Below are 14,002 nucleotides of genomic sequence, written 5' to 3'. Positions count from 1 at the left end.
CAGTACCGGATTCCACGACACTCGTCAGGCGCTGCCCTAAGCCGTCTTCCACCGCGCGTCGCTGACGACGAGCTTCTTCGGAATCAGCCGCAGGTCGTTGAACGTATCGGCGATCTGCTGCTGGTACGCGAGCGTCTCGGCGGTCACTGGCTGCACGCCGTAGGCGGTGCGTTCGAGCGCCACCTGAAGCGTCGCCGCATCGAGGCCGACGAGCGGCGAAAGGAGGCGCGCGACCTCCGGGATGTTGTCGCGGCCGTACTTGTCGACGGCGTCGAGTTCGGCGAGCAGCGCATGCACCAGTTGCGGCTCTGCGGTCGCGAACTTGCGCGTCGCGAGGTAGTACTGCGTGTTGTGCACGAGACCTTCGCCGTTCGTGACGACGCGCGCATTCGCCTGCTTTTCGATCGCCGCGAGATACGGGTCCCAGATCACCCAGGCATCGACACTGCCTTGCACGAACGCAGCGCGCGCGTCGGCGGGCGCGAGATAGACCGGCTGGATGTCGCTGTAGGCGAGCTTCGCATTCTGCAGCGCCTTCACGAGCAGGAAGTGGACGTTCGATCCCTTGTTCAGCGCGACCTTCTTGCCGCGCAGGTCGGCCACGGTCCTGATCGGCGAGGCGGCCGGCACGACGATCGCTTCGCCGCGCGGCGCGGGCGGCTCGTTCGCGATATAGACGAAATCGACGCCCGCAGCCTGCGCGAAGATCGGCGGCGTTTCGCCGACCGTGCCGACATCGACGGCGCCTGCGTTGAGGCCTTCGAGCAACTGCGGACCGGCTGGAAATTCGAGCCACTGCACGTTCACGCCCTGCGAAGCGAGCCGCTTTTCGAGCGTGCCGCGCGCCTTGAGCACGACGAAGTTGCCGTACTTCTGATAGCCGATGCGCAGGGTTTTCGCATCGCCCTGCGCGAACGCCGGGCGCACGGCGAGAAGCGCGGCCGCCGTCGCGGCACTTTTCAGGAGCGACCGGCGATGTGCGTCTACGGCGTCGTGTCGATCGTCTTTCGAATTCTGCTGAGGCATGAGCGTTCCCGATAACATTGCGATGCAAAGACGTCAGATTCTATGAACGCAATGCCCGCTTCAGGAACCAAGTTTTTCAGCTTTGCTTCTGGCGATGCGCGATTTGGCGCGACCGTCGGCGCGTCTCTGGCGGCGGCGCTAAACTCGTCGCGTGCATGGGTCAGAGGAGAACGTCATGCGACTCGTCGACTGGAACATTCAGTGGGGGCGCGGCGTGGATGGCCGCGTCGATCTCGCGCGCATCGTCAGCGAGGCAAAAGCGCTGTGCGACTTCGATGTCCTGTGCCTGCAGGAAGTCACGCGCGGTTTCGATCAGGGCGAGATGTCGGGTGGCCTTCCGGGCGGCCCAGGCGCCGATCAGTTCGCCGAACTGGCCGGACTGCTGCCCGGCGCGAACGTCCTCGATGCGCTCGGCTCCGACCTGCCGCCGAGCGGCGCCGGGCTCGGACGGCGGCAGTTCGGCAACGCGATCGTGAGCCGCCTGCCGGTGCGGCAGGTGCTGCGCCATTCGCTGCCGTGGCCCGCCGATCCCGCGAAGCCGTCGATGCTGCGCGTCGCGCTCGAAGCGGTCGTCGAAACGGATGTCGGACCGTTGCGCGTCATCAGCACGCATCTGGAGTTCTACTCGGAGATGCAGCGGCTCGCGCAGGTCGAGCGCCTGCGCGGCCTGCACGGCGAGGCCTGCGGTCACGCGCGCCGCCCGGCGAAATCGGAAAGCCTGAACAGCCCGTTCGCTGACACCGGCCGGCCGATGAGCGCGATCCTGTGCGGCGACTTCAACAGCGCGTTCGAGTCGCCGGCGTATCGGCGGATGATCGAGCCGTTCGGCGATGCCCCAGCGTTCGTCGATGCGTGGGGCATCGCGCATCCGGACACGCCGCGCGCCGCGACGGTGGGCCTGTACGACCGCGAGCAATGGCCCGACGGCCCGTTCGCCTGCGATTTCGTGTTCGTAACGGAGGATCTGAGCGCGCGCGTCGCGGCTTGCGAGGTCGATCAGGCGAGCCAGTCATCCGATCATCAGCCGATGTGGCTCGAATTGCACTGAACGCGCTCAGCGCTCGTTGAGCGGCGCAAGCGCCGGTTTTGCGTCGCGTTGTCGCGTGCGTTTCGCTGCCCGCTTCAGTTCGCGCTCGACTTCGCTCCATTCGAGCGTCGCATCGGACTTGCCGGCGTAGTCGTCAGCGACGCTCGCGGCGAGTCGCGCAAGCGCCGTATCGTGCGTGCTTGCGTTCGCGTTTGCGATGTTCTGCACGCGAGCCGGCCGGCCGAATTCCGGGCGCTTGTCGAGCCATCGGTAGAGCGCCGGGACGATGCGGCGCACGGCGCCCGTGCGGCCAGCCGCGCGCAATGCGCGCCACGCGGGCGCGTCGCCTTGCGCATGGCGGCGCCGCGCTTCACGGATGCGCCCGCGCACCGCGGCGCCCACTCGCGCGAGCCGCGGATAACCCCAGACGAGTGCGAACACGCCCGCGATCAACGCGACGCCATATGCGACCCGCGCGCCGTCGATGTAAATCACCATATGGCTCGCGGCCTTCGACATCGCATCGACGGGAATCTCGAAGAGCGGCTTCTCCTTCGCGGGCGTGGCCGACAGGCTCACCGCCGGCAGCACGATGGTTTCGCGTTTGTTCGTTGCTGTATTCCACCATTCGATCGTGACGGGCGGCAGCCTGTAATGCCCGCTTCGATTGACCACGTAAGCAGTCGAATCGGTCCGCTCGCCCGCGAGCAGCCCCGCCCGATCCTGCACGATATTGCGTGTCTGTGGCGTCTTCGGGTAGCGACGCAGCCCTTCGATATCCGCGAATCCAACGGGCGGAATCAGCATCGACTCGGTGCCGCTCGCGGTCTGCGTCATCGTGCGGGTGATCGTATCGCCCACTTTGAAGCGTGTTTGCGCAGGCTCGATCTTTTGCGTCGCCGTGAGCTTGGTCAGCGGGAAAAACGACGACATGCCCTCGGCGCCCGGCGGCAAGGTGGCGGTCAGCTTCAACGACGGCGTCTTCAACTTGACGGGAACGTCCGCCCCGCCGCCGGGAAAAACCGTCAGTTCGAACGGCGCGATGTCGAACGTCTTCGCCGCACGCGGCACGATCCGGTACGCGCGGCTCACGCCGAACCACCTCACTCCGCCGATCGTCTCCGAGAGGTTCACCGCCTGCTCGTCCGGCAGCGCGACGATTGCATCGGGCACGGTGAACAGCGGCCAGTCGGGCGCAGCGGTGAACCATGTCGTCGTCAATGCATCGACGACGAGCCTGACCTCCGTCCCTGCTACCACCGGTCCGGACGGTTCGAGATGCGCGCGGACCATCGTCTGCGGCACATCGGCGGCGAACGCGTGCCGCGAGACGAGCAGTATCGTGACGAGGAATACGCGTGCGAACCAGCGCGACGTCATGGCGTGCCTCCCGCTTCCTGCTGGAACCGCTGATGCAGGAATGCGGCCGGCGAGGTGTTGAGGTTGCGCATCCAGACGTCCTCGGCCGGTCGCGCCTCATGGACCATCACCCTCTGCCCTTTGTCGCTCTTCTTGCCGGTTTTGGTCCGGTCGGGCTGTTGCGCGTCTTCGTCGTCCTCGGGCTGCGTTTTTTCCCGCGCGAGCAACTGCTTCATCAGATCGCGGTTCGACGCGGCGTCGGCAAATGCGGGCTGTTCCCTGAGCGCGTTGTCGTAGGCGAGCACCGCGCCCGCATAGTCCTTCAGATGCGCGAGCGTATTGCCGATGTAGAAATACGCCTCTGGCGTCCTGAGCCGCGAGAAGCTCTCCAGCGCGGCCCGGTAATCGCCCGCGAGATACTGCGCGCGGCCCTTCCACACCGGGTCGTCGAAACGCTGCGCCGCCGACTTGTAGTCGCCGTGCTCGAAACTCCAGCGGCCCTGCTGATCGTGCGTGGCGAAGAGGTCGATCCAGTTCCACGACGCCGCCCGCGCTTCGCCCGGCGCGGCGCTCAATGCAAGCGAGATCAGCAGCAGCGGCAGCCATTTGACCGTCCATCCGCGCCGGAAACACCACAACGCAATCGCGACGAGCGGCCATACGAGCCAGTACCCGGCTTCCTTCCAGCGCGGCACGATCTTCGAATCCTCGGCGTGCGCGAGGAACGTCTGCGCGCGCCGCGTGACCCAGGTCACATCGTCGTCGTCCGCGCGCATGCTGGCGAGCGGGATGCCCGCCGCGCCCGTGATCTTGCGGATCGCGGCCGCATCGAAGCTGCCGGTCAGCGGATGGCCTTCGGCATCCATCGCGATAGCGCCGTCCGCACCGCGAATCGGGCCGCCGTCCTCGGTCCCGACCGCGAGCCACAAAAGCTGGTGGCGCGACTGCTTCGCGCGGCGAACGAACGCATCCGACTGGCTCTCGTCGAAGCCGTCGCTCATGAAGACGATCGTGCCGGCCGGGTCGTTGGCAAGCACGCGCTCGGCGATTCCCAGTCCGGCCGCTGCGTTCCTTCCATCGCGCGGCATCAGCGACGGCGCGAGCGCCGGCACGTAGAGGTCGAGCATCGCGGGATCCTCGGTGGGCGGCACAACGAGATGCGCGCTCGAAGCGAACACGACGAGTCCCGTGCGGGCGCCCTTGCGCGCGGCCGCGAGGTCGAGCACCTTCTGCTTCGCACGCTCGATGCGCGTGGGCGCGACATCGGTCGCGTCCATCGAGCGCGCGAGCTCCAGTACGACGACGAGCGGCGCCTTGTCCTGATCGAACGGCGGCCGCTCCTGCTGCCACGTCGGGCCGGCGGCGGCGACGGCGCCGAGCGCGATCAGCAGCGCAAGCGTGTGGATGGGCTGAAGGCTGCGCCGCGCCTTGTCGCCGACGATCAGATGGTCGAGCAGATGCGGCGCAATGAGGTTGCGCCAGTGCGCGCGGACGTCGTTTCGGCGCAGCCAGACGAACGGCAGCAGCACCGCCGCAAGCAACAGCCACAGCCACGCGGGACGCAGGAAATGAAACGCGGTGAGGTCAATTTCCATGCGTGGCCTCGCCGAAGTTCGCCCGCCCGCGACGTGGCGCGCGCAGCATCGCAATGAGCCACGCGACGACGTGATACGCAGTCAGGAGCGACAGTGCCAGCGCGAGCGGTATCCAGAAGTAGTCGCGCTGCGGCCGGTAGACCTCGCGCTTCACCTTGTCGGGCGTGATCCGGTCGAGCGTCGTGTAGACGGCGGCGAGGTCTTCCTGCCGCCCGAGCGCGTGGAACGACCGGCCGCCCGTCGCATCCGAGATGCGCTTGAGCGCATCCAGATCGACCTTGTCCTCGCCGGTCGTCTCCGGATCGCCGATGCCGATGGTATGCACGACGATCCGGTGATCCTTCGCGATCTCGGCGGCGCGTTGCGGCGGAATCGCGCTTGCCGTGTCGTTGCCGTCGGTGAGCAGGATCAGCACTTTTTCGGGCGCGGGCGTCTTGTCCATCAGCTTGACCGAGAGACCGACCGCATCGCCGATCGCCGTGCGCGGCCCCGCCATGCCGATCTGCATCTGGTCGAGCAGGATCAGGACGCTGTCGTGATCGAGCGTGAGAGGCGCCTGCGGATACGCGGCATCGCCGAACACGATCAGGCCGATGCGGTCGCTCTTGCGTTTCGCGATGAAATCCGCCACCACGCGCCTGACCGCCGTCAGCCGGTCCATGCGCTCGCCGGTCGCGGCGCTGACGAAATCGCGCGCGCTCATCGATTGCGACAGGTCGATCGCGAGCATCAGGTCGCGTGCGGGTTCCTCGCGCGTGATCGGCGCTTCCACGTAGACCGGCTTCGCCGCCGCGGCCACGAGGAGCGCCCACAGGAGCGGCATCAGGATGCGCTGCAGCCCGTTGCGGCGCAGGCGCACGCCACCAGGCGCGGGCTTTTCGCCGGCTGCGTCGGCCATTTCCTGGAAGAACGGCATGCGCACCGCCTTCGACGTCGTGCGGTAGCCGGGAGCGAGCCACCACACGAGCGCGGGCAGCGGCAGAAGCAGGAACATCCACGGGAAATCAAACTTCCACATGATGATGCGCGATCCAGTCGCGCGCCTCGTCGACGAGTGCTGCGGCTTCTTCGCGCGAAATCGCGGCGATCCGCTCCGCCGGGGCGTAGCTCACCACGGCGAGGAGCGCGCCGCTCTGGGCGCCGAAGCGGCCGTGCGTCTCGCGCAGGAACGCGAGCCACGCGTCGCCCGTGAGCGACGCCACGCGCTCGCGCGGCGCAACCGCGAGCGCCGTGCGCTTGAGAAGCGGCGCAATCGCGGTTAGCGCGGCGCCGCGCTGGTCGGCTTGCGCGAGCCGCGCCTCGATGCGCTCCAGTTCCGCGAGCGCGACGCGCCGGTATCGCTCCTTCCGATGCCGACGCCACCCGGCCCATGCGCCCCACAGCGCACACGCGGCGAGCACGATTGCGAGCACGGCCCAGCCGGCCGTCTGCGGCGCGTACGAGACCGCCGGCGGCGGCGGCAACTCGTGCAGCGTCGCGAGTTCGGCGGGCGTGCCGGCGGCCGCTGGCGTCGCGCGAGTCGTGGCCGCGTTTGTGCTCACAGTCCGCTCTCCGTGCCCGCGCGCGGACGCTCGCCGAACAGCCGGCGGACCTGGTCGACGGTCGGCTCGGCTGTGGACAGCGCCATCAGCGGCACGCCGCTCGCGCGCAGCAGCTCGGCCACTTCGGCGGTCCTGCCACGGAAAAGGCTCGCGAGCGGCGCGCGCACGCGCTCATGCTCAATGCGCAATTCGACCTGCAGGCGCCCCTCGCTCACGACGAGCGCGCGATGCTCGGGCATCTGCTGCCAGAGCGGATCGAAGACCATCGACGCAACCACGTCGTTATGCGTCGACATTTCGCGCAGGAGCTGCCGCGTGCGCTCGTTCGCACCGGCGAAGTCGCTGACGACGAAGATCAGGTAATCGTGCGCCGCCAGTTGCAGCACGCCTTCGAGCGCCGCGTTCAGCTGGCCGTAGTCGGTGCGCACATCGCTTTCGGCGTCGAGCGCGGCGTTCATCCGCGCGATCGCGCCGAACAGCAACCGGACCCGGCTGCGGCTGCGCAGCGGCGCGACACGCACGACGGAACGGTCGTCGAAGATCACGCCGCCGACGCGGTCGCCCGCGCCGAACGCCATCCACACCGCAAGCGCGGCCGCTTCGGCGGCGACGACCGACTTGAACGCGCGGCGCGAGCCGAAGAACATGCTCATGCGCTGATCGACGACGACAAGGAGCGGCCGGTCGCGCTCCTCCGTGTAGACGCGCACGTGCGGCTTGCCGAGGCGCATCGACACTTTCCAGTCGAGGTGGCGGATGTCGTCGCCGGGCAGGTAGCCGCGGATTTCCTCGAAGTTCAGGCCCCGGCCGCGCAGCCGCGACGCGTGCTTGCCCGACAGGATGCTCGTCAAAGGATGCGGCGCGACGAACGAAAGGCCGCGCGCGCGGAACTCGAGTTTCGCGAGATGCGCAGCATCGACGTAGACGCTGCCTATCGGGTTGTCCGGGTTGTCCGGGTTGTCCGCAGGGTTGCCCGTCGCTTCGTTTGCCATCGGAAAGCTCCCGTCGCTTCGGAAGATCAGGCCGGCACCGCCACCTTTTCGATCAGCCGGTCGATCACCTGGTCCGCGCCGATGCCATCGGCATTGGCATCGTAGGAAAGAATCAGCCGGTGCCTCAACACCGGATGGATCACCGCGCGCACGTCGTCAGGCGTGAAGCCACGCTTCGACACGGCTCGCACGGTCGAGGCCGATCGCGCCGCGCGGGCTCGCGCCGATCTCGATCCACTTGCCGAGATCCGCGTCCAGATCGCCGCCGTGGCGCGTCGCGTTCACGAGCGAGACGATGTACTCGTCGATCGCGGGCGCGACTTCGACGCGTTCCACTTCGCGCCGCACGGCGAAAATATCGTCCTGCGAGAGCGTGTCGGCAGTTACGTCCGCGTGCTCGCCGACGCTTTCACGCCTCAACATGCGCAACATTTCGCGCTCGCTTTCCGGCGACGGATAACCGATCAGCACTTTGAACAAAAACCGGTCCATTTGCGCTTCGGGAAGCGGATAAGTCCCTTCCTGCTCGATCGGATTTTGTGTCGCCATCACCAGAAAAAGATCGGGCATCGCATGCGTTTCTCCAGCCACCGATATCTGCCGCTCTTCCATCGCTTCCAGTAATGCCGATTGCACTTTCGCGGGCGCGCGATTGATTTCGTCGGCGAGAATCAGATTGCCGAATATCGGACCCGGCTGGAAAACGAGCGAGCGCTCGGTGCCGGATTGCAGCAGCGTCTCGCCGCCGGTGATGTCGGACGGCAGCAGGTCGGGAGTGAACTGGATGCGCTTCATGGTCGCGGCGAGGCGCGTCGCGATGGCCTTCACCGTGCGCGTCTTGGCCAGCCCCGGCAGGCTTTCCAGCAGGACGTGCCCGTCCGCGAGCAACGCGATGAGGATCTGCCGCACGACCGCTTCTTGCCCCACGACCGCTTCGCCGATGCTCGCCTCGAAGCGCAGGATGGTATCGCGCATGGTCTCGCCCGCCGGATGGTTTCAGCTTCGGTTTCGATTTCGTGTTCCGATGCCGGATGTCGAATCGCAATCCCGCAAAAGGTACTGGAGGGAAATCGATTCGTCAAAGTATCGAAGTGCTTTTTAAATATCACGATGAAAGTCGCGACAGGATTTTTCGAATCCGCTCGCGTGGAATCGACGCAATTTTGTCCACTTGTTGCGCGCGGCCTGCACGAAAGAGATTGAATTCATCGAGCGCTTCAGATATTGGTAGGCACAAGCGATTGATTGACGCTGCTGAAACAGAAGGCTTTTTCGAAGTCGGCGCGCGATATGCACGTCGACGCAGACGGAGAACGAGCATGGCGAAACGCAAGCCCGCGACGACCGCCGCGCCCCGCGCAAGCAGCGCGGCGAGCGGCCCCGTCGGCCATCTGGGCCGCTCGCGCAGGCTGCTCCTCTGGGCGACGCTGCTTTTCGCGTGTCCGGCCCTGATCGGCTTCGCGGTGAGCGGGGCGATGAACGCGCGCGCAAAACCCGCAGTGCAGGCCGTTCTCGGCGACGGCGTGCGCGGGCCGCAAGGCATGGCCTGGGTGCCGGGCGGCGAGTTCCTGATGGGCAGCGACGCGAAGATGGCACAAGCCAACGAGCGCCCCGCGCACAAGGTGCGCGTGCACGGCTTCTGGATGGACGAGCATCACGTGACGAACGCCGAGTTCCGCAAGTTCGTCGAAGCGACCGGCTACGTCACGACGGCTGAGAAGAAGCCCGACTGGGAAACGCTCAAGGTGCAATTGCCGCCGGGCACGCCGCGTCCGCCAGAGAGCGCGATGGTCGCGGGCGCGATGGTGTTCGTCGGCACTGACCAGCCGGTGTCGCTCGAAGACTACTCGCGCTGGTGGCGCTATGTGCCGGGCGCGGACTGGCGGCATCCGACGGGGCCGCGCAGCAGCATCGCCGGCAAGGACGATCATCCGGTCGTGCAGGTGTCGTACGAGGACGCAGAAGCCTACGCGAAATGGGCCGGCAAGCGCCTGCCGACCGAGGCCGAATGGGAGTTCGCCGCGCGCGGCGGGCTCACGCAAGCCACCTACGCGTGGGGCGACAAGTTCGTGCCGGACGGCAAGCAGATGGCGAACGTCTGGCAAGGCCAGCAAGCGCACCCATTCCCGGTGATGAGCGCCAAGGCGGGCGGCGCGGTGGGCACGAGCCGCGTCGGCAGCTTTCCCGCCAACGCCTACGGCCTCTCCGACATGACCGGCAACGCGTGGCAGTGGGTCGCCGACTGGTATCGCGCGGACCAGTTCCGGCGCGAGGCATCGACAACGAGCGTGATCAACAACCCGGCCGGCCCGTCGGATGCGTGGGACCCGGCCGACCCCGGCGTCCCGGTCGCGGCGCCCAAGCGCGTGACGCGCGGCGGCTCGTTCCTCTGTAACGAGGACTATTGCCTCAGCTACCGGCCAAGCGCACGGCGCGGCACCGATCCGTACAACAGCATGTCGCATCTCGGCTTCCGGCTCGTGATGGACAAGGACAGCTGGGACAAGTCGCATGGCCGCTCGCAGCTCGCCCGCGTAGATGTGCCAGCTCGCTAGCACCTTCGATTCACGTGATTTCGCTTCACTTGCTTCTCCCGCTGCTGGCCATCGAACCTCGACGACCAGGGCAACCATCTTGCACGGGACCAGAGTAAGGGCTGTCGACCGCAACTTGAATGGGACCAGAGGAAGCGCCAAAGCGCTAACGCTGGTCGACGAGGAGAATCGGATGCAGAGCTTGAGCCGCCGCACCGCGCCGGGATACGTGTCCGTCAACGCCTCCGGCTCACGACCGGATCGCTCGTTCGGCAACGCCGTGAGTCGCGTCTCGGCTTGCATCGTTGCGGCGCTGTTCGCGCTGACGCTTGCCGGATGCGCCGGGCAGAACCGCAATGCCGCGTCGCCCGACGCTTCGCCCGAAAGCGCCCGCAGCGCGGAAACCGCGCTGCCCTCATGGCGCGACGGCCCCGCGAAGCGCGCGATCGTGAAATTCGTCGGCGATGTGACGCGCGAAGGCACGATGACCTACGTGGAACCGGCGCAGCGCATCGCCGTATTCGACAACGACGGCACGCTCTGGACCGAGCAGCCGATCTACGTCCAGTTCGCCTTCCTGCTCGATCAGGTGAAGGCGGCCGCGCCGGCCCATCCCGAGTGGAAGAGCAATCCCGCCTTCAAGGCACTGATGGCTCGCGACCAGGCGGCGCTCGCCGCGCAGCAGAAACAGCTGATGCAGCTCGTCGCAGTTGCGAACAGCGGCATGAGCGTCGATGCCTACGACCAGACGATCCGCGCGTGGCTCGCGAAGGCCCGCCATCCGAAGTTCAACCGGCCTTACACCGAGCTCGTCTATCAGCCGCAGGTCGAACTGCTCGCGTATCTGCGCGCGAACGGCTTCAAGACCTACATCGTGTCGGGCGGGACGATCGAGTTCATGCGGCCGTGGGTCGAGAAGGCCTATGGCGTTCCGCCGGAGCAGGTGATCGGCTCCAGTCAGCTCGTCAAGTACGAACTGCGCGACGGCAAACCGACGCTCACGCGTCAGCCCAAGCTCGATTTCGTCGACGACGGACCGGGCAAGCCCGTCGGCATCTATCGCTATATCGGGCGGCGTCCGATCCTCGCGTTCGGCAATTCGGACGGCGACCAGCAAATGCTCCAGTACACCGCGGCGAACACCGACCCGCACCTCGCGCTCCTCGTGCATCACGACGACGCCGAGCGCGAGTTCGCCTACGACCGGCAATCGAAGATCGGCCGGCTCGACAAGGCGTGGGACGAGGCCGTCACGGACGGCTGGGTCGTCGTCAGCATGAAAAACGACTGGAACACGATCTTTCCGGGGCCGGCGCGCTAGGGGCTGCAAGCCGGAACGACGGTCAAGAGGTAAAGGCGGGCCGGGCAACCGCGTCCGCCCGAGGAAGTCCGTTGTGCCCGCGAGGCGCATCGGGCAGAAGCATTTAACGCACGCGCTGCGGGAAGTGGGCATCGCGTCGCCGGCTGCGCTGCTGGCGACCTGGGTGACCGACCGCGCGGGACTTGCCTATTACGTCGCCGATACGCCGCCCGTCACCGACGACGCGCCGCGCATCGAATACGCGCCCTGGGTGCGGCGCGCCGCGTTTCCGGCGGTGCTGGCGCGGCTTCTCGCGTTGCAGACGGAGCCGCCGCTCATCCGCGCCGACGATGCCTTTCGCGCCCAGTTGCGCGCCGAGCGCGACACGCTGCATGCGTTCTACGGCGCTGGGCTCGACGCCTATCGGGGCGATCGCGATGCTTGGGCGGCGAATCTCCGGCGCGTGATGGACGCTGATCCCGACAATCCGTACTACCGCTGGGTGATCGGCGAGTGAACGCCGCGGCTCAAGCGGCGCGCGACCGGCTCGAATCCTGCGCGATACGCCTCTTCGAGTTCCCGTGCCTTGCGTACGCGCCGTGCGGGGTCTGTGGCGAGCGCATCGATGGTGGCGCGCGCGATCTCGTCGATTTCGACTGACGCCGTGGTGTCCGTGTCGTCCCATGTGGCGGCGAACGCGGCCTGCTTCGTGACGCGAAGCCCGAACGCCGGATGGCGCACGCTCACGCGCGGCAAGGCGAACGCCGTCGCGACGATCCGCCCATGCAGGCTGCTGCCGATAAAGCCGCGGCTGCGGGCGATCAGCGCGCAGATATCCCATACGTCAAGCGAGCGGAATACCGCCAGCGGCTTCGTCCGCATGCGCGCCGCCGTGCGTTCGTAGCATGCCGCGTCGTCGTGCCACGGCGCCGCGCCGGCACGAAAGAACACCAGGCCGTGACCGCTCGCATTCGCTACGCGCTCCAGTTGCCCGGCGATCCGCGCGAGCGTGGCGTCATCGCCGAAATCGGCGCTGAACTGCACCGCGATGTAGCCGTTCGGGAACGCAGCGAGCGTACGCGCGAGTTCGCCCTGTTGCGCGCGTTCGTCGATGCGCGCGCCGTAAAGCTGCGCCACCATCACGGCCGGGTCGGGGATCAGCCGCGCTTTCACTCCGGCTGCGGCGAGCAGCGTTTGCGTGTGCGCGTCGCGCACGCTGATGTCATCGGCGGCGGCGACGTTCAGCAGGACTTCGGCACGCAAGCGCGCGTCGACCGTATCGAGATCGACACCTCCGACCGCGTTGAACGATACCCAGGCCTCATGAGGAAACATCTCGCGCGAAGCCGCGTAGGGCGCGAGCGCGCGCGTTTGCAGCACGGACTGCGCCCATACCGTTCGATCCAGCGGCCTCTTGTCGAGGTGTGCGACGGTCTGGTGCCATTCGTCGCCGGACAGCGTCATTGCTGCGGCTTCCCACGCGCTGCAGGTCAGGATCTCTCCACCTGCGTGGATCAGATTCACCGCGCGCCCGCCCAGGTTTTGCGCGAGCTCCGTCGGCGCCCGCACCCGATGCCCGCCGTACATCCGCAAGTCGCGCCCGGCGACGCCCGCAAACAGCGCGTCCTCATGGCTCGACATCCGCGCGACGATGTGCGCAAACAGGAGATCGCCGAAATTGTGGCGGTCAAAGGCGCCGAAGATGATCGTGGTCGGTTCGTCGGTCACTGGAAGCGTCCGTGGATTGCGTGTGCTTGTCGAAGGTTAGCGGGTTCAGGCCGCGTCGGCATTCGCCATCGCGTGCTAGGATTTTTGCTGATCCACGGAGACACCCGACATGCGATTCGACTACAAGGCCTATCACATCCACTGCCGCGCGCGGCATGACGAAGACGGCCAGTTCTACGCCCACGCCACGATCACGCGCGGGCCCGACGAGCGCAGCGCGCATGGCGAGACGCACCACTCGGGCGAACTCGACGCCTTCGCCGATGAATCCGACGCGCTCCATTGCGCGCGCGCATGGGCGATCGAATGGTGCGACGAAGCAGCGGCGTAGTTCCACGCGAGCCAACGCGTTGCACCGCGTGCGCCCGTACGTTTTGACGCAATTGCATATACCGCGATGCAAAATGATCTGATATTGTTTTCCCGAGGGGAAACGATGTTATCGGCAACGTCAATCGTCTTCGTGAGCGCCGCCATGAATGATGTACGTCACCAACTCAGCCCGCGCGACCGCGTTGAATTGCTCTGCTGGCTCACTTGCGGCAGCCTCGGCAATTACTACCTGAACGAGTCGTGGCCCGCACCCGTGTTCTTCGTGCAGGCGTCGCGCAAGTGGCTCGACCGCCACAAACGCCAGGCCGACTGGCTCACCGTTGCCAGGCTCACGGCCATCGCCCAGCGCCTCGCGATGCAGAACGTCGGATACGTCAACGCCGACTGGGCCCTCGACGCCGTCGAAGAAATTCTCGAAAGCGACGACCTCAACTACGAATCGGCGCTCGTCGTGCGCGTGTTCGACGACTGCCGGCGTGCGCTGGCCGACAAGCGGCTCGCCGACTGAGCGGCCCTCCCGCTTCGTTCCGAATCGATAGTCAGTCGTGCCAACGCCCGCGAATTGAG

13 protein-coding genes and 1 pseudogene are annotated in these 14,002 nt (G+C 66.8%); 6 read left to right on the top strand and 8 right to left on the bottom strand.

Annotation, left to right across the window (positions count from 1 at the left end; all coding sequences use genetic code 11):
• Nucleotides 1–36: 36 nt before the first annotated feature.
• A complete protein-coding gene (locus AWB81_RS01780; protein ID WP_062632180.1) occupies nt 37–1,026 on the bottom strand; it encodes a sulfonate ABC transporter substrate-binding protein in 990 nt (329 codons plus the stop codon).
• A gap of 175 nt (nt 1,027–1,201) precedes the next feature.
• Between AWB81_RS01780 and AWB81_RS01775 the strand changes: the two genes are divergently transcribed.
• The gene (locus tag AWB81_RS01775; RefSeq protein ID WP_062632179.1) at nt 1,202–2,074 is read left to right on the top strand and encodes an endonuclease/exonuclease/phosphatase family protein; all 873 of its coding nucleotides are present in this window, start codon (nt 1,202–1,204) and stop codon (nt 2,072–2,074) included.
• Between the two features lie 6 nt (nt 2,075–2,080).
• On the opposite strand, the gene AWB81_RS01770 is transcribed toward AWB81_RS01775, so the two are convergent.
• From AWB81_RS01770 to AWB81_RS01745, 6 genes and pseudogenes are all read right to left on the bottom strand, one after another.
• Nucleotides 2,081–3,433 carry a BatD family protein gene (locus AWB81_RS01770; RefSeq protein ID WP_062632178.1) on the bottom strand — a complete coding sequence of 451 codons (1,353 nt, stop codon included), beginning with the start codon at nt 3,431–3,433 and terminating at the stop codon, nt 2,081–2,083.
• Nucleotides 3,430–5,007 (bottom strand): vWA domain-containing protein, encoded by a 1,578-nt coding sequence (locus tag AWB81_RS01765; RefSeq protein ID WP_062632177.1) that lies wholly within the window; start codon nt 5,005–5,007, stop codon nt 3,430–3,432. The genes AWB81_RS01770 and AWB81_RS01765 overlap by 4 nt, the downstream gene beginning before the upstream one ends.
• Nucleotides 4,997–6,025, bottom strand: a complete 1,029-nt coding sequence (locus tag AWB81_RS01760; protein WP_062632176.1) for a vWA domain-containing protein — start codon at nt 6,023–6,025, stop codon at nt 4,997–4,999. Before AWB81_RS01760 ends, AWB81_RS01765 begins: the two co-directional genes overlap by 11 nt.
• Nucleotides 6,012–6,548, bottom strand: a complete 537-nt coding sequence (locus AWB81_RS01755) for a DUF4381 domain-containing protein (RefSeq protein ID WP_062632175.1) — start codon at nt 6,546–6,548, stop codon at nt 6,012–6,014. Before AWB81_RS01755 ends, AWB81_RS01760 begins: the two co-directional genes overlap by 14 nt.
• Nucleotides 6,545–7,540 carry a DUF58 domain-containing protein gene (locus tag AWB81_RS01750; protein WP_062632174.1) on the bottom strand — a complete coding sequence of 332 codons (996 nt, stop codon included), beginning with the start codon at nt 7,538–7,540 and terminating at the stop codon, nt 6,545–6,547. The genes AWB81_RS01755 and AWB81_RS01750 overlap by 4 nt, the downstream gene beginning before the upstream one ends.
• 26 nt (nt 7,541–7,566) lie before the next feature.
• Nucleotides 7,567–8,515, bottom strand: a pseudogene (locus AWB81_RS01745) (AAA family ATPase).
• Between the two features lie 500 nt (nt 8,516–9,015).
• Here AWB81_RS01745 and AWB81_RS01740 point away from each other — a divergent pair.
• The 3 genes from AWB81_RS01740 to AWB81_RS01730 all read left to right on the top strand — a co-directional run bounded on the left by AWB81_RS01740 (nt 9,016) and on the right by AWB81_RS01730 (nt 11,891).
• Nucleotides 9,016–10,095 (top strand): formylglycine-generating enzyme family protein, encoded by a 1,080-nt coding sequence (locus tag AWB81_RS01740; RefSeq protein WP_087134760.1) that lies wholly within the window; start codon nt 9,016–9,018, stop codon nt 10,093–10,095.
• Between the two features lie 172 nt (nt 10,096–10,267).
• Complete coding sequence (locus AWB81_RS01735; protein ID WP_062632173.1) at nt 10,268–11,395, top strand: HAD family hydrolase; 1,128 nt, start codon at nt 10,268–10,270, stop codon at nt 11,393–11,395.
• Between the two features lie 73 nt (nt 11,396–11,468).
• Entirely contained in the window at nt 11,469–11,891 is a 423-nt protein-coding gene (locus AWB81_RS01730) for a hypothetical protein (protein ID WP_062632172.1), read from the top strand.
• On the opposite strand, the gene AWB81_RS01725 is transcribed toward AWB81_RS01730, so the two are convergent.
• Nucleotides 11,867–13,102 carry a polysaccharide pyruvyl transferase family protein gene (locus AWB81_RS01725; protein ID WP_062632171.1) on the bottom strand — a complete coding sequence of 412 codons (1,236 nt, stop codon included), beginning with the start codon at nt 13,100–13,102 and terminating at the stop codon, nt 11,867–11,869. The genes AWB81_RS01730 and AWB81_RS01725 overlap by 25 nt on opposite strands.
• Before the next feature lie 109 nt (nt 13,103–13,211).
• On the opposite strand from AWB81_RS01725, the gene AWB81_RS01720 reads away from it, so the two are divergent.
• A complete protein-coding gene (locus AWB81_RS01720; RefSeq protein ID WP_062632170.1) occupies nt 13,212–13,433 on the top strand; it encodes a hypothetical protein in 222 nt (73 codons plus the stop codon).
• A 144-nt stretch (nt 13,434–13,577) separates the two neighbouring features.
• The gene (locus AWB81_RS01715) at nt 13,578–13,943 is read left to right on the top strand and encodes a hypothetical protein (protein WP_062632267.1); all 366 of its coding nucleotides are present in this window, start codon (nt 13,578–13,580) and stop codon (nt 13,941–13,943) included.
• The last annotated feature ends 59 nt before the right edge of the window (nt 13,944–14,002 follow it).

This window comes from Caballeronia arationis (assembly GCF_001544975.2).
In the GTDB taxonomy this organism is placed as follows: domain Bacteria; phylum Pseudomonadota; class Gammaproteobacteria; order Burkholderiales; family Burkholderiaceae; genus Caballeronia; species Caballeronia arationis.
The sequence above is the reverse complement of the archived record's forward strand: the minus strand, read 5'-3'. Positions and strand labels throughout refer to the sequence as shown.